Annotated in this window: 15 protein-coding genes and 1 rRNA gene; all 16 read right to left on the bottom strand. The window is 42.1% G+C overall.

The features are described 5' to 3' along the window. Positions 1-109: 109 nt before the first annotated feature. The 16 genes from NSQ62_RS00490 to hpt all read right to left on the bottom strand — a co-directional run bounded on the left by NSQ62_RS00490 (position 110) and on the right by hpt (position 16,600). Positions 110-1,664: ribosomal RNA gene (locus tag NSQ62_RS00490) — 16S ribosomal RNA — on the bottom strand. 596 nt (positions 1,665-2,260) lie between these two features. Further along, the gene (gene lysS, locus NSQ62_RS00485) at positions 2,261-3,763 is read right to left on the bottom strand and encodes a lysine--tRNA ligase (protein WP_341322010.1); all 1,503 of its coding nucleotides are present in this window, start codon (positions 3,761-3,763) and stop codon (positions 2,261-2,263) included. Positions 3,764-3,935: 172 nt separating this feature from the next. Next, the gene (gene dusB, locus NSQ62_RS00480) at positions 3,936-4,952 is read right to left on the bottom strand and encodes a tRNA dihydrouridine synthase DusB (RefSeq protein ID WP_341323860.1); all 1,017 of its coding nucleotides are present in this window, start codon (positions 4,950-4,952) and stop codon (positions 3,936-3,938) included. A gap of 14 nt (positions 4,953-4,966) precedes the next feature. Beyond that, on the bottom strand, positions 4,967-5,173 hold the full coding sequence (locus NSQ62_RS00475) for a helix-turn-helix transcriptional regulator (RefSeq protein ID WP_341322009.1): 207 nt from the start codon (positions 5,171-5,173) through the stop codon (positions 4,967-4,969). Continuing rightward, positions 5,125-5,646: a 2-amino-4-hydroxy-6-hydroxymethyldihydropteridine diphosphokinase gene (gene folK / locus NSQ62_RS00470; RefSeq protein ID WP_341322008.1), complete on the bottom strand. Its 522-nt coding sequence runs from the start codon at positions 5,644-5,646 to the stop codon at positions 5,125-5,127. The genes NSQ62_RS00475 and folK overlap by 49 nt, the downstream gene beginning before the upstream one ends. Continuing rightward, the gene (gene folB / locus NSQ62_RS00465; protein ID WP_341322007.1) at positions 5,643-6,011 is read right to left on the bottom strand and encodes a dihydroneopterin aldolase; all 369 of its coding nucleotides are present in this window, start codon (positions 6,009-6,011) and stop codon (positions 5,643-5,645) included. Before folB ends, folK begins: the two co-directional genes overlap by 4 nt. A gap of 10 nt (positions 6,012-6,021) precedes the next feature. Further along, a complete protein-coding gene (folP, locus tag NSQ62_RS00460; protein WP_341322006.1) occupies positions 6,022-6,882 on the bottom strand; it encodes a dihydropteroate synthase in 861 nt (286 codons plus the stop codon). A gap of 1 nt (position 6,883) precedes the next feature. Then, entirely contained in the window at positions 6,884-7,729 is an 846-nt protein-coding gene (pabC, locus tag NSQ62_RS00455) for an aminodeoxychorismate lyase (protein ID WP_341323859.1), read from the bottom strand. Positions 7,730-7,741: 12 nt separating this feature from the next. Continuing rightward, positions 7,742-8,311, bottom strand: coding sequence for an aminodeoxychorismate/anthranilate synthase component II (pabA, locus tag NSQ62_RS00450; RefSeq protein ID WP_341322005.1), 570 nt, complete (start codon positions 8,309-8,311; stop codon positions 7,742-7,744). Beyond that, positions 8,308-9,717, bottom strand: coding sequence for an anthranilate synthase component I family protein (locus tag NSQ62_RS00445; protein ID WP_341322004.1), 1,410 nt, complete (start codon positions 9,715-9,717; stop codon positions 8,308-8,310). Before NSQ62_RS00445 ends, pabA begins: the two co-directional genes overlap by 4 nt. A 138-nt stretch (positions 9,718-9,855) precedes the next feature. Then, on the bottom strand, positions 9,856-10,791 hold the full coding sequence (gene cysK / locus NSQ62_RS00440) for a cysteine synthase A (RefSeq protein ID WP_341322003.1): 936 nt from the start codon (positions 10,789-10,791) through the stop codon (positions 9,856-9,858). 282 nt (positions 10,792-11,073) lie between these two features. Continuing rightward, the gene (locus tag NSQ62_RS00435) at positions 11,074-12,036 is read right to left on the bottom strand and encodes a peptidyl-prolyl cis-trans isomerase (RefSeq protein WP_341322002.1); all 963 of its coding nucleotides are present in this window, start codon (positions 12,034-12,036) and stop codon (positions 11,074-11,076) included. Continuing rightward, the gene (gene hslO, locus NSQ62_RS00430; RefSeq protein WP_341322001.1) at positions 12,020-12,901 is read right to left on the bottom strand and encodes an Hsp33 family molecular chaperone HslO; all 882 of its coding nucleotides are present in this window, start codon (positions 12,899-12,901) and stop codon (positions 12,020-12,022) included. The genes NSQ62_RS00435 and hslO overlap by 17 nt, the downstream gene beginning before the upstream one ends. Positions 12,902-12,918: 17 nt before the next feature. Beyond that, on the bottom strand, positions 12,919-13,686 hold the full coding sequence (locus NSQ62_RS00425; RefSeq protein WP_341322000.1) for a type III pantothenate kinase: 768 nt from the start codon (positions 13,684-13,686) through the stop codon (positions 12,919-12,921). Positions 13,687-13,859: 173 nt separating this feature from the next. Further along, positions 13,860-15,884 carry an ATP-dependent zinc metalloprotease FtsH gene (ftsH, locus tag NSQ62_RS00420; protein WP_341321999.1) on the bottom strand — a complete coding sequence of 675 codons (2,025 nt, stop codon included), beginning with the start codon at positions 15,882-15,884 and terminating at the stop codon, positions 13,860-13,862. A 173-nt stretch (positions 15,885-16,057) separates the two neighbouring features. Continuing rightward, positions 16,058-16,600: a hypoxanthine phosphoribosyltransferase gene (gene hpt, locus NSQ62_RS00415; RefSeq protein WP_341321998.1), complete on the bottom strand. Its 543-nt coding sequence runs from the start codon at positions 16,598-16,600 to the stop codon at positions 16,058-16,060. Positions 16,601-16,617 lie beyond the last annotated feature (17 nt).

Below are 16,617 nucleotides of genomic sequence, written 5' to 3'. Positions count from 1 at the left end.
CAAATATTTTTTTGAAGTATCTCATTCAATTAAGAATGAACCTTCAAAACTGAACAGCAAACGTTAATGAGTATCTTTCCCATGGAAAGATTTCCGAAATAATCCTTAGAAAGGAGGTGATCCAGCCGCACCTTCCGATACGGCTACCTTGTTACGACTTCACCCCAATCATCTATCCCACCTTCGGCGGCTGGCTCCATAAAGGTTACCTCACCGACTTCGGGTGTTACAAACTCTCGTGGTGTGACGGGCGGTGTGTACAAGGCCCGGGAACGTATTCACCGTGGCATGCTGATCCACGATTACTAGCGATTCCGGCTTCATGTAGGCGAGTTGCAGCCTACAATCCGAACTGAGAACGATTTTATCGGATTAGCTCCCCCTCGCGGGTTGGCAACCGTTTGTATCGTCCATTGTAGCACGTGTGTAGCCCAGGTCATAAGGGGCATGATGATTTGACGTCATCCCCACCTTCCTCCGGTTTATCACCGGCAGTCTCCTTAGAGTGCCCAACTAAATGATGGCAACTAAGAACAAGGGTTGCGCTCGTTGCGGGACTTAACCCAACATCTCACGACACGAGCTGACGACAACCATGCACCACCTGTCACCGTTGTCCCCGAAGGGAAAACTGTATCTCTACAGTGGTCAATGGGATGTCAAGACCTGGTAAGGTTCTTCGCGTTGCTTCGAATTAAACCACATGCTCCACCGCTTGTGCGGGCCCCCGTCAATTCCTTTGAGTTTCAGTCTTGCGACCGTACTCCCCAGGCGGAGTGCTTAATGCGTTAGCTGCAGCACTGAGGGGCGGAAACCCCCCAACACTTAGCACTCATCGTTTACGGCGTGGACTACCAGGGTATCTAATCCTGTTTGCTCCCCACGCTTTCGCGCCTCAGTGTCAGTTACAGACCAGATAGTCGCCTTCGCCACTGGTGTTCCTCCAAATCTCTACGCATTTCACCGCTACACTTGGAATTCCACTATCCTCTTCTGCACTCAAGTTCCCCAGTTTCCAATGACCCTCCCCGGTTGAGCCGGGGGCTTTCACATCAGACTTAAGGAACCACCTGCGCGCGCTTTACGCCCAATAATTCCGGACAACGCTTGCCACCTACGTATTACCGCGGCTGCTGGCACGTAGTTAGCCGTGGCTTTCTAACAAGGTACCGTCAAGGTAGCGCCAGTTACTACGCTACTTGTTCTTCCCTTGCAACAGAGTTTTACGAACCGAAATCCTTCTTCACTCACGCGGCGTTGCTCCATCAGACTTTCGTCCATTGTGGAAGATTCCCTACTGCTGCCTCCCGTAGGAGTCTGGGCCGTGTCTCAGTCCCAGTGTGGCCGATCACCCTCTCAGGTCGGCTACGCATCGTTGCCTTGGTGAGCCGTTACCTCACCAACTAGCTAATGCGCCGCGGGTCCATCCTATAGTGATAGCCGAAACCATCTTTCAACTTCAAAACATGTGTTTCGAAGTATTATCCGGTATTAGCTCCGGTTTCCCGAAGTTATCCCAGTCTATAGGGTAGGTTACCCACGTGTTACTCACCCGTCCGCCGCTAAATCAGAGAGAAGCAAGCTTCTCTAATCATTCGCTCGACTTGCATGTATTAGGCACGCCGCCAGCGTTCGTCCTGAGCCAGGATCAAACTCTCCATAATAGTTAGTTTGAAAGCTCATTTGCTTTGCTAGCGATCCAACTAATTAAAGTTGAAATCTATTGTTTGTTTCATTTAAGAAACTTGTTTTTCATTAACGTTGCTTGTTCAGTTTTCAAGGTTCATGTCGTTGTCGTTTGTGACAACTTTTATATCTTACCATTTCACAGTTTCGATGTCAACTATTTTTTAAAAGAAAGTTTTTCAACGAAGTGTTATATAAAATTAGTAACTTTCATATTCTATCATTTTAAAAAATAGAAGTAAAGTTTTTTCGTTGCTGTGTTTCAGCGACAAGTAATAATTTATCACGTCTCAAACTATATTGCAATAGTTTTTTGAGAAAAACTTTTAATTTATATTAATTTTCTTTAGTTCTACTATTAAAATAGCTTTACTTTGGCCTATGACTTCACTAAGCATCGGAATCATTAGATAGAGGTAAATTAAGTTTTTGGCCTTTTCCTTCTATAGAAGAGCATTTTACTTAATCTTATTCATCACACTTAATCAATTACATCTAAATTTAATCCACTCTATACTTCTATAAAATTAAAAACAGGTGAATCCTTTTACAGATTCACCTAAAAGTATTGTTGTTATTTTGAAGTGTGACGCATTGTTGGGAATAATAGAACGTCACGGATCGATGGTGAGTTTGTTAATAACATAACAAGACGGTCGATACCGATACCTAAACCACCTGTTGGCGGCATACCGTATTCTAACGCTTCGATGAAATCGTTATCCATTTCATGTGCTTCGTCATTACCAGCTTCTTTTTCAGCCATTTGAGCTTCAAAGCGCTCGCGTTGATCGATTGGGTCATTTAGTTCTGTGAAGGCATTTGCATGCTCACGGCGAACGATGAATAACTCAAAACGATCTGTGAAGCGTGGATCTTCAGGGTTTTTCTTCGCAAGTGGCGAGATTTCTACTGGATGACCTGTAATGAAGGTAGGTTGTACTAATGTTTCTTCGATTTTTTGCTCGAAGAATTCATTAATGATATGACCTACTTCATGTGATGGCTTGATTTCTACACCGTGTTCTGCAGCGTGTGCGCGTGCTTCTTCTACAGTCATTGGCGCCCAGAAGTCTACACCTGTTGCTTCTTTAACTGCATCTACCATGTGTAGACGTTTCCAACCTACACCTAGTTCGATTGTATCTTCACCATATTGTACAGAAGTTGTACCTAATACTTCCCCAGCAATATGGGCAACTAATCCTTCTGTTAAGTCCATAATGTCGTTATAGTCTGCATACGCTTCGTATAATTCAATCATTGTGAATTCTGGGTTGTGACGAGTTGAAATCCCCTCGTTACGGAATACACGGCCGATTTCATATACTTTTTCTAAGCCACCAACGATTAAACGTTTTAAGTGTAACTCGATTGCGATACGCATATATAATTCCATATCAAGCGCGTTATGGTGTGTAATGAACGGACGCGCCGCAGCACCACCAGCGATTGTGTGTAACATTGGTGTTTCGACTTCTAAATAACCTTTGTTATCTAAATAGTTACGGATTGCACGGATGATTTTAGAACGTAAGATGAATGTAGCTTTAGATTCATCGTTCGTCATTAAGTCTACATAACGTTGACGGTAGCGTTGCTCTACGTCTGTTAAGCCGTGGAATTTGTCTGGTAATGGGCGTAACGCTTTTGTTAAGAATGTGAATTCAGTTGCTTTAACTGATAACTCACCAACTTGCGTGCGGAATACATCCCCTTTAATCCCTACGATATCACCAAGGTCTGCTTTATTGAATAATTCGTAAGCTTCGTCGCCGATTGCATCTTTACGTACATAAATTTGAATTTGGCCACCTAAGTCTTGAATATGCGCAAAGCCTGCTTTACCTTTACCGCGCTTCGTCATGATACGACCAGCGATTACTACTTGGCGTGGGTTATCATGTAAATAATCTTTGTCGAACTCTTCGTTTTCAGCAATTACTTCATTTGATAAATGTGTACGTTCAAAACGGCTACCGAATGGGTCCATACCGTTTTCTTGAATATCAGTCATCTTTTGGCGTCTCACCAAAAGTTGGTCGTTTAATTCTTCGATATTTGACACGTGTTTCACTCCTTAATGTTTTTGCGCTCGAATGTGGCACAATAGTCCATAATATTTCTATTGTACCGTATTTCTTTTTGTGATTCATCTGTTTCGAATTAATTTGAAATGTTTAATAATTCTGTGAAAAGAGTTTTGTAGAATCACTAAAAGGCACCTTTTTACAAGATGCCTTTTTTGTTTACGCTTCTAGTAGCTTACCGTGTAATTCGTACTCTGCGACAACACTGTTGATGATTGTACGTAAATCATCACCTGTTACTGCTGTGTTAATCGCATTACGAATTTTACCGTTACCACGAAGACCTTTTAAGTACCATGACGCGTGACTACGCATTTCAAGTACGGCAATTTTTTCGCCTTTTAAGGCTTTTAGACGTTCGAAGTGTAATAAACACACATCCATCTTTTCGCGTAATGATGGCTCTGGTAAAAGCTCGCCCGTTTCTAAATAGCGCACAGTTTGATACATCATCCATGGGTTCCCTAATGCCGCGCGCCCAATCATGACCGCGTCTGCACCTGTATGATCAAGCATACGCTTCGCATCTTGCGGCGTTTCCACATCTCCGTTACCGATAAATGGTACGTTAATATGCTTCTTCACTTCCGCTAGTACGTCCCAGTTCGCTTTGCCCTCATACATTTGCATACGTGTACGGCCGTGCATCGCAATGGCTGATACACCTGCGCGTTCAGCTGCTAATGCATTTTCAACGGCAAAGACATGCTCATCATCCCAGCCGATTCGCATTTTTACGGATACTGGCTTATCTACTGCATCCACTACCGCAGATACCATCTCATAAATTTTATTTGGGTCAAGTAGCCACTTAGCACCCGCTTCACATTTGATGATTTTATTTACTGGGCAACCCATGTTAATGTCGATAATATCCGCTGTTGTATATTTATCTACATATTTGGCTGCCTCGACTAAGTTTTCTTTGTCGCCACCAAAAATTTGCAAGGTCATTGGATTTTCGCGTTCATCGATATACAGCATATCCATCGTTTTTTGGTTACGCGTGTTTAATGCTTTATCACTAATCATTTCAGCATAAACTAAACCGGCACCAAATTCCTTTACTGTTAAACGGAATGCTGAATTGCAGACACCTGCCATTGGAGCAAGTACGACACGGTTGTCCATGACGATATCACCAATTTGGAATGGCTTTTGTTCACTGTTTGACAACATTGGTCCCTCCATTATTCGTTCCCTTTTAATTCTTGAATATTTATGTCGAATACATCCGCAATTGATTGAAGTTGTTCATCTGTCGGCTGTTTTTCGCCTCGCTCGATTCTTCCTAAAATCGTAACAGATATGCTAATACGTTTTGCTAGTTCGGTTTGTTGAATTCGCTTTAGTTTTCGGAAGGCACGAATTCGTCGACCGTAGCGATCGTCTTCCACAGTTTGACGCCCTCTTTCTCTATGTCGAATGTTTGATATGCATTTTGCACGCCTTCAAGCATATCACATTTTTCTGGCATAATCTCTTTTAACGGCACGAGCACGAAAGCACGTTCGTACATGCGAGGATGCGGGACAATGAGCGTTTCTGTATTAGAGGTTTCATTATTGTACAATAGAATATCCAAATCAATAATACGTGGACCCCAACGGAATTCACGTACACGACCTAAGTCATTTTCGACTTGCTGGCAGACTAAAAGCAGCTCTTGTGCACTTAAAGTTGTTTCTAAGCGAAGCGCGATATTTAAAAAATCAGCCTGCTCCGTAAAGCCTACTGCTGCTGTTTCGTAAATCGATGAAACGGCGGTTACCGTAATCGCTTCATGCGCAATTAGCATACGTACTGCATCTTGCAAATTTTTTTCACGCTCGCCAATATTCGTTCCTATTGATAAATACGCTCGTTTCATACGAACTGTCCTCGCGTAATTTCAACGGCTACTTCTTTATAATGCCCGGGAATCGGTGGATCAGGCTTTACAACTTCCACACGGCAACCGAATACTTGCCCTTCATACTGCGTTAAAATACGCGTTGCAATTGTTTCTGCCACCGCTTCAATTAACTTGTACGGCTTGCCTTCCATAACATCCTTACAAATATCATAAACACCTACGTAGCTAACCGTATCGTCTAGCTCATCTGTTTCACCCGCGCGTTTGATGTCTACTGCCAGCGATACATTCGCCCGAAAGCGTTGCCCTAGTACATTTTCTTCCGGTAATACACCGTGATAACCAAAAAACTGCATTTCTCTTAAGTGAATGTAATCCATCGTAATCTCCTTAATGTCTTGGTGCTAATTCACCTTGTACGTTAAATTTCCCTACTAAAGCGTCTGTCATTTTCACCGTACGCGCAATTTCTTTTACGTCATGTACGCGCATCATATGACAGCCCTTTTGTACACCGAATGCACAAGTCGCAGCTGTTCCTTCTACGCGCTCATCAACAGGCAAGTCTAATACCGCACCAATCATGCGTTTACGCGAAGTAGCCAGTAATACCGGGTAGCCAAGTGCGACAAGCTCGTCTAAACGCTGCATCGTTTCAATGCTCTCGGCTAGGTTTTTCACAAAACCAATACCGGGATCAAGCATAATATGTTCATCCGGTACGCCTGCTGCTTTTGCGATTTCGATACTTCCCTCTAGCTCTTGTAAAAACTCCGTAAAGTACTCGGTATACGCGTCTGATTCACGATTATGCATTAAAATGATTGGCACGTTCAATTCTGCTGCAACCTTCGCCATGTTAGGGTCTGCTTTTGCGCCCCAAATATCGTTAATCATATGAGCTCCCGCGTTAATCGCAGCGCGTGCTACATGTGATTTATACGTATCAATTGAAATTATTGCTGGGACTTCCTTTACTAGTGCTTCAATGACTGGCACAACACGTGTGATTTCTTCATCGTCTGAAATACGCGTATAGCCTGGGCGTGTAGATTCCCCACCAACATCAATAATTTTCGCCCCGTCTGCAACCATTTTTTTGGCCTGCGCTACTGCTTTTTCAACAGAATTAAACTCCCCACCGTCTGAAAACGAATCCGGGGTAACGTTTAAAATGCCCATGACGAACGTTTCTTTATGAAAATCGAGTTTGATTCCGTTTAAAGTCAATGTTTTATAATGTTCTAGCATCCTATTCTCCTAAATGGGTCACAATTTTTTGTACATACGCGTTATGAAGCTTTTGATACATCCTACCCTCGCTACCAGCAAAACGAACGTTGCCAATATGCGAAATCGGGACAAGCTCCTGTATAGCGGTTGTTATAAAGCATTCATCTGCTTGTTCAAGCTCCCATTTCAAAAAGCTGCCTTCACGCACTTGAATGCCCATTGCTGTGGCAAGTTCAATCACCATCTTACGCGTAATTCCTGGTAAAATTCCTAGTTTTGCGGAAGGCGTATATAGTATACCATCTTTAATCCAAAAAATATTTGACGTAATTCCCTCTGCCACAACACCGCGCGCGTCTGTAAAAAAGCCTTCATGTACCGCTAAGCTTGGTAATTCCATTCGTGCACGCACATTATTGCCATAATGATGGCTTTTATGACGCTGCTGTTGTTCAGGCGAATTCCGAATCGTCTCTAGCCATACCGCTTCTTTTTCTGTGCCGCGCTTTTGTTGTGCTAATTGTTTACGAAATAAAATGACGTTTGGCTGATTGTACGCTGTAGGCGCGAGCCCGATTGGGTGTTCCCCTGCAGATACATTCAAACGAAAATAGCCTTCCTCTCCGTCTTGTGCATTTAGCTGTTCAATAATTTGTTCGAGCTCGTTCAGCGTATATGGAAAATCAATACGGTATTCCTTTAACGCTTCCAGTAAACGTTCAACATGCAGCGGTAAAAACACCACTTTTCCCTTATAGGTACGAAATGTTTCAAAAAAGCCAAGCCCATACAAAAAACCATGATCAAACGGTGAAATAAGTAATTCCTGTTCCTCTATAAATTGTCCATTCATCCAACAAAGCATCATGACTCCCCCTTAGCAATAGGTTTCAATAAATGTTTTCAAAAGTAACTTTCCCTCTTCGGTCATAATCGACTCCGGGTGATATTGTACGCCTTCAATCGCGAAGTCCTTATGACGCAGCCCCATAATTTCGCCTTCTTCTGTCCAGGCCGTCACTTCTAAACAATTTGGTAATGTCCTAGGCTCGACAATAAGCGAATGATAGCGTGTCGCTAAAAATGGGTTATTGTTATTTCTGTGTAAACCGATTCCTTTATGCTGTACCGGTGATGTTTTGCCGTGCATTAAGCGCTCTGCTCGCACAACATCCCCGCCAAATACTTGCGCAATCGCCTGATGCCCTAAGCACACACCAAGCAGTGGAATTTTCCCTGCAAAATACTTAATGATGTTTAAGCTCTCGCCTGCTTCATTTGGTGTGCATGGCCCTGGTGAAATGACAAGCATCATCGGATTCAGCTGCTCAATTTCTTCAAGAGTAATCGCATCATTACGCTTGACGACTAGTTCATAACCGAACTCCCCAAAATATTGTACTAGGTTATACGTAAACGAATCGTAGTTATCAATCATTAAAATCATTTTGACACCTCTTCTGCCATAGCTTTTGCCTGCCACATCGCTTTCGCTTTATTCATGGATTCTACGTATTCCTGCTCCGGAATCGAATCAATGACAATCCCCGCACCTGCCTGAATATAGGCGATTCCGTCTTGAATGTACGCTGTTCGAATGACGATATTTAGCTCTACATCCCCCGTATAGCCAAGCCAGCCAATCGACCCCGTGTAAAGACCACGGCGCACAGGCTCTAGCTCCTCAATAATTTCCATCGTACGGATTTTCGGAGCTCCGGTAATCGTACCGCCTGGGAACATTGCCCGAATAACATCAGCGTTTGTTTTACCTTCAGCTATTTGTCCGCGCACATTCGATACGATATGCATGACATGCGAATAATACTCAATGACCATGAATTCATTGACTTCCACGGTACCATACGCACTTACACGCCCTAAGTCATTGCGTTCTAAATCAACAAGCATCACATGTTCTGCGCGTTCTTTTTCATGGTTGATGAGTTCATTCGCGAGCGCTAAATCCTCTTCTTTTGATGCCCCGCGTGGACGTGTACCAGCAATCGGGCGTGTGGATAGCTCTGTCCCCTTTTTCTTTACGAGTAATTCTGGTGAACCACTAACCACAGCAAAATCTTCACTTTCAATATAAGCCATATATGGTGACGGGTTAAACGAGCGTACCGCCTCATACATCGTCATTGGCGTAGCTGACAGCTTTTTCGCCTGACGTACGGATAGATTTACCTGGAATACATCACCTTGCCCGATATAATCTTGAATCTTTTGCACCGCCACTTCAAAATCCACGCCTGCAAACGATACTTGCAGCTCACTTTCGTCTTGACTATCATTTGTCGCAGCTTCTTGGTGAAAGTGTCGCGCTGTTAAACCGGACTTGGCCGCCTGTCCCCACTCCATTTCCCACTGCTCTAGGTCGACCGCGCTCGTTTTCAATTTCATCAATGTCACTTCATTTGTTGCTACGTTATGTACCGCCCAGTGATCAAACAAATAGAAAAACACATCGGGTACATGCAAGTCATCCGTTGTTGCCTCGGCGAACACTTCAATCGTACGCGCGTAATCATAGGTAATAAAACCAATTGCCCCGCCTTGGAAATCTGGAAGCTGCTCATTTGATTGAAATTCATATTGCTTCACAAGCTGTTCAAGCTGCGCTAACGCTTCCCCTTTTCGAATTTCCGTTTCACCGTTTTGCCAATCGATTTTAAGACCTGTTTCTACCGACCAGGCTTTCGCAAATGGGCGCCACGCGGCAATCGAATAATGCCCGCCACGTCCACTTTCTAAAAATATACGTTCTTTTATATCGTATGTTTGCTCCTTGAAGCTATAAAAAAATTCATCTTTCGTCATTTGGAATGTGTGTACTAGAAGTTGCTGCATAGTTGGTCCACCTTCTTTAGCTATTTGTCTTTATTAAACTTGAAAATACTGAAAATTGCTAGGGAATTGCGGTTTTATCCATAAAAAAAGCCATTCTAGTAAGAATACTCTCACTAGAACGGCTGTCTAAACAAATGATTAGTCTTCGAATTGGTATAAAGGTGTTGATAGGTAACGCTCACCATTTGATGGGATGATTGCGACAACATTTTTGCCTTTGCCTAAACGTTTTGCTGTTTCAATTGCTGCATAAATCGCTGCACCAGAAGAAATACCTGCTAAAATACCTTCTTCACGCGCTACTTTACGTGCGTGTTCGAATGCCACTTCGTTTTCTACTGGGAATACTGAAGAATAGACGTCTGTATTTAATACATCTGGTACGAAACCAGCGCCAATTCCTTGGATTTTGTGTGGGCCAGGGTTACCGCCAGATAAAACTGGTGAATCTTTTGGCTCTACTGCAATAATTTCAACAGCTGGGAATTTTTCTTTTAATACTTGGCCTGCACCTGTAATTGTACCACCCGTACCAACACCCGCTACGAATGCATCTACTTGTAAACCTTCTGATTCAAACGCTTCGATGATTTCTGGACCTGTTGTTAAACGGTGGATTTCTGCATTCGCTTCGTTTTTGAATTGTTGTGGTAAGAAGTAGCCTTCAGAAGCAGATAATTCTTCTGCTTTTGCGATTGCACCCTTCATACCTTCTGGGCCTGGTGTTAACACTAAGTCTGCACCGTAAGCACGTAATAAGTTACGACGCTCTAAGCTCATTGTTTCTGGCATTACTAAAATCGCTTTATAGCCTTTTGCTGCTGCGATCATGGCAAGACCGATACCTGTATTCCCTGAAGTTGGCTCAATAATCGTGCCACCTGGTTGTAATGTTCCGTCTTTTTCAGCTGCTTCGATCATCGCTAATGCTAAACGGTCTTTTACTGAAGAACCTGGGTTGAAGTATTCTAATTTTACGTATACGTTACCGTCATTTTCACCTGTTGCGTTGTTTAATTTTACGATTGGTGTGTGGCCAACTAATTCAGCCACAGAATTTGCTAATTTACTCATGAATCATGTCTCCTCCTAATCCCTACTACTTTAATAGGTTTTCCTTAATTGTAATCTTATCAGTCTAAGGAAACGTTGTCAATTACTTGCGCTATTTTTTTGTGAAATTTTCTGACTATTTTAAGAACAAAGGCGGGACCGAAAAGCTCGAGGGGCTGGCGCTTTAGCCTAGACGTAGAGGGAACTTTATACAAAGTTATCCACAAATGCGAGTATCTATAATTTCCTTAAGACAAAAAAATACGACACACCATTTTCTAGGTATGTCGTATAAGAAGACAACTATTTTTTTGTTTCCCCGTAAAACCATTCAACACCAAATTCAGCCCAAAAAGCTTCTGGTGTAATCGACGACGGTAATTGTTCTAAAGCGAGCTGACGTTTCACATGATTTTCAACTTCATCGTAAGAGAATGAATTCCCTTCGATAATTTCAGCCACCATGACAATCGCGTAACGGCCATCGCTTAATACGAATGGCTTCGATGTAGCCTGTGCTTTTAATTGTTGTGCTGCTTTTACGATGGCCGTTTCTACTGAAGATTGCTCGGATGATACAAAGCCGATATCCCCACCGAGACTCGCTGATGCCGCATCAAGCGAATGCTCACGTGCTAAAACGGCGAACTCAGAACCATTTTTCAATTCCTTTTCTACGCGCTCTGCATCTTCTTTCGAATTGACAACAATCATACTCGTACGATAGGTCGTTGGAATATTATAAAGTGATTGGTTTTCGTCGTAATACGTTTTCGCTTCCTGTTCTTCGATTACGACATCATTTGTCAGCACTTTTTCTAAGAGAAGCTGCGCACGTACTTTTTGACGTAATTGCTCCGTTGATAAACTATGTAAAGATGTATCATTGGTATCTCGCGCTGAACGAAGTAATGCAATTTCTAAATCGATTTCTTCGTCATTCGCTTTGATTTTATATTTCTGTGCCGCTTTGTCCATCACGGTTTCATTTACTAAGTTTCGCAGTGTTTCTTTCCCGTATCGGCTTTCCATTGAGGCTAGCCATTGTTGGCGTGTAATTGCATCTCCCTCAACGGTAGCGACTGTTTCGCTACCGTCTTTTAATGCAGATTCCTCTGATGGGAGTAACCATAACACGAACCAAAATAGATTTCCGATTAACAAAATAAGCAATAAAATTAACGTTGGTTTCGTTTTTAAGCGTCGTTGTGTGTACGGTATATTTTGTGGTGTTGGTGTATCGTGCAAATTACGATTGGATTTCATTAATGAAGCCTTTTAGCTCTTCTTTAGTGAATTCATATGTTTCTAAGCAGAAGTGACATTGTGCTTGAGCTCCGCCATCTTCATCAATCATTTCTTGAATTTCTCCGACACCTAAACCAATAATCGCTGCACCGAAACGCTCTTTTGAACATTGGCATTGGAATTGTACAGGTAATTCAGAAAGAACTTGTACATTTCCGGCCCCTAATACTGCTTCTAAAATTTGCTCTGGTGTATATCCTTTTTCAATCATTTTCGAAACCGGCTCGATTGAAGATAAACGCTTTTCAATTTCATCAATTGTTTCATCTTCACAGCCTGGCATTAATTGAATGATAAAGCCTCCCGCAGCTAAAATCGTGTTGTCTGGGTTTACTAATACACCTAAACCTACTGATGAAGGTACTTGTTCAGATGAAGCAAAATAGTAAGTGAAGTCTTCTGCGATTTCACCTGAAACGATCGGTGTTTGACCAGAGAACATATCACGCATTCCTAAGTCTTTTACAATCGTTAACGTTCCTTCTGTCCCTACACCTGCGCGCACATCTAGCTTACCGTGCTCATTTAAATCAAAATGTACATGTGGATTTGTCACAAAACCACGCACATCTCCTTTAGCATCCGCATCGATTACCATTGGACCGATTGGACCGTTACCTTGGATTTTAACAGTGATTTTGTCATCACCTTTTAACATCGCACCCATCATAACTGAAGCCGTCATTGAGCGACCTAATGCTGCTGAAACAACCGGCCATGTATTGTGACGGCGCTGTGCTTCTGCTACTGTCTCTGTTGTATTTGTTGCAAATGCACGGACTTGGCCGTCAAATGCGATTGCTCTTATTAAATAGTCTTTCATATTGAATGTCCTCTTTTCTACTGATTTCTTTTATAAATTGTCGCGAGCCCTTTTAATGTAAGGTCTGGATCAACAACATCAATCATTTGTGTTTCATCGGCAATGAGTGTTGCAAGTCCCCCGGTTGCAAGTACAAGTGGTTCTTCCTCACTTTGTGCCTTCATGCGACTGATAATACCTTCTACTTGGCCAATAAAGCCAAAAAATATGCCGGCCTGCATTGCTGAAATCGTATTTTTACCGATTATTTGATTGGTTTTTGCAATTTCAAAGCGAGGCAATTTCGCCGCACGCGCATATAACGCTTCAGTTGAAATCGCAATACCTGGTGCAATCGCGCCGCCTAAATAATCGCCACGCGCATTTAAATAACAATACGTAATCGCTGTACCAAAATCAATAATAATTAGCGGTTTTCCTCCGTACTGTACGAGCGCCCCGACCGCATTCACAATTCGATCTGTACCGACTTCACGCGGATTTTCATATTTAATATTGAGGCCGGTTTTCACACCCGGTCCCACAATTAATGGCTCCTTATGAAAATATTTTTTGCACATGCGCTCTAAGGCAAACATGATTGGGGGAACTACCGACGAAATAATAATCCCTGTAATTTCTTGAAATGAAATGCCCTCGTATGAAAAAAACGCATTCAATTGCATTGCGTATTCATCTTCAGTTTTGCGAATATTTGTTTCCATGCGCCATTGATAGGCGAGTTGATCCTTGTTATACACTCCTAAAATAACATTGGAATTTCCTGCATTCATTACTAATATCACACATAGCACCTACTTTAATGTGTTCTTTCCCAAAATAATACCACACTTACTCATTATGTTTGTAGTGATTCGCAATCGAGGCTACTTTTGAACCTGGCGCGTTGAATAAGCAGTATGTCTTATCCTTAAAAAAACTGACTACTTCCTCTAAAGGAAATAGCCAGTTTGGATACTTATTGTTTTGGACGGTCTTCGTCGATGCCTTGTGGGCGTTCTACTGAAGCGTCTTTTGGTAAATCTTCTACTGTTGGAGCTTTTGCTTCGCCAATTACCTCTTCGTTGATGTTCGCATCACCAGCTTTTTCTAAAGTTGGTGTTACAGCTTTCTCAAGATTTGGTGCTGATTCCGCTTCTACTTCTTCAGCTGGAAGTGTACCGTGATCACGTAAATGCTCGATTTCTTGCGCGTTTAATGTTTCTTTCGTCATTAATGTACCGGCAATTAAATCTAGTAATTCACGGTTTTCCGTTAAGATACGTCTCGTACGTGCATATTGCTCATCAACAATGCGTTGTACTTCTTTGTCGATTTCATAAGCAACTGTATCTGAGTAGTTTTGGTCCGAACCGAAGTCACGACCTAAGAATGGGTTACCACCTTGATTTGATCCATATTGAACTGCCCCAAGGCTGTTGCTCATCCCATACTCTGTTACCATTGCACGTGCAATGCTCGTTACTTTTTGGAAGTCATTATGTGCACCTGTTGATACTTCACCAAGTACGATTTCCTCCGCAACACGTCCACCAAGAAGTCCGGCGATACGGTCAAGTAACTCTGTTTTTGTCGTAAAGAAGCGCTCTTCCTTCGGTAACATAATCGCATAGCCACCCGCTTGACCGCGTGGAACGATTGTTACTTTGTGAACTGTATCTGCTTCGTCTAACTCTAAACCAACAACAACGTGACCTGCTTCGTGGAATGCCACAAGCTTTTTCTCTTTTGGAGAATACACACGACTTGCTTTTGCTGGACCTGCGATGACGCGGTCAGATGCTTCGTCGATATCAACCATGTTAATTGATTTTTTGTTTTTACGCGCAGCTACAAGTGCAGATTCGTTTAATAAGTTCTCTAAGTCAGCACCTGAGAATCCTGGTGTACGCTGTGCAACTGCTCCTAAATCAACACCTTCTGATAAAGGTTTGTTACGTGCATGTACTTTAAGGATTGCTTCACGGCCCTTAACGTCTGGGTGTCCAACCGTAATTTGGCGGTCAAAACGTCCTGGACGAAGTAATGCTTTATCTAGAATGTCTGGACGGTTTGTTGCAGCGATGATAATAATACCTTCGTTCGCACCGAAACCATCCATTTCAACTAGTAATTGGTTTAATGTTTGCTCACGCTCATCGTGACCACCACCAAGACCAGCACCACGTTGACGACCTACTGCATCAATCTCATCGATGAAAATGATACATGGCGCATTTTTCTTCGCATTTTCGAATAAGTCACGTACACGAGATGCACCGACACCGACGAACATTTCTACGAAGTCAGAACCTGAAATCGAGAAGAATGGTACGCCTGCTTCACCGGCAACCGCACGTGCAAGTAATGTTTTACCCGTACCTGGAGGACCTACAAGTAGAATCCCTTTAGGAATACGCGCACCGATATCTGTGAACTTACGGTGATCTTTTAAGAAGTCTACAACTTCGACAAGCTCTTGCTTTTCTTCATCAGCACCTGCTACATCGTTGAAGCGAACTTTTTTCTTCGAGTCATCAAATAGCTTCGCCTTTGATTTACCGAAGTTCATTACCTTATTGCCCCCACCTTGAGATTGACTCATTAGGAAGAAGAATAAAATAATAATGATCACAAATGGAATAATACTTGTTAAGAATGTAACAAATCCACTTGTTTGGGCAGCCTCTAACACTTCAACGCCTGGGTATTCCCCATCTTGAATTTGTAGGATGCGATCTACTGAAGTTTGGTCATTTTGCAGAATGTTTACTGTAAATGTTTCGCCTTCTTCAGCGCCCTTCATTTCACCTGTGATTTTATACACGCCTCGTTCTGGTTGAATTGTGACTGATTCTACCTTGTCACTTTCAATTGCCTCGAAAAATGCGTGGTAATCAAGGTTTTCAGTTGTTTTTTTACCACCATTAAATGTTCCAAAAATCCCGATAATCACGAGAAAAATTAGTAAATAAAATATGGTGTATCGAAATATTCGATTCATCCCCAGCCTCCTCACAACATTACAGAAAAACTATAAGTAAAATCTTAACATACGTTGAAAAATTGATACAACGAAAAGCACCGAGCATTTTAAATGAATGCGCGAATTATGACAAAATCCGCTCAATTTTCAAAGATGCATTCGCATTAGCGTGTCCAAAGTTGGACTAAAAATTAAAACGAATAAACTTCACGTTTTAAAATACCAATGTATGGTAAGTTACGATATTTTTCTACGTAATCTAGTCCATAGCCTACTACGAAACCGTCTGGTACCTCGAAGCCAACAACATCAGCTTCTAATTTTACTTTACGACCAGATGGCTTATCTAATAATGTAACGATTTTAATTGATTTTGCTTTGCGGTATTTAAATAAATCCACTAAATAACTTAATGTTAAACCACTGTCGATAATGTCTTCAATAATGATAACATCACGGCCTTCAACGCTTGTATTTAAGTCTTTTAAAATTTTTACTTCTCCAGATGATACCGTTGCGTTCCCGTATGAAGATACATCCATGAAATCTAATTCAATGTAAGAATCGAAACGTTTCATTAAATCGTTCATGAAAGGCATAGCACCTTTTAGTACACCGACTGCTAATGGGAAGCGATCTTTATACTCTTCCGTTAATTGTGCACCTAGGTCTTTAATGCGCTCTTGGATTTGTTCTTCTGAAATCATAATTTTTTCAATATCGTTTTGAATCATGGGTAGATTCCTCCTTA

Origin of the sequence: Solibacillus sp. FSL H8-0523 (assembly GCF_038051985.1) — a bacterium.
Lineage (GTDB): Bacteria > Bacillota > Bacilli > Bacillales_A > Planococcaceae > Solibacillus.
The sequence above is the reverse complement of the archived record's forward strand: the minus strand, read 5'-3'. Positions and strand labels throughout refer to the sequence as shown.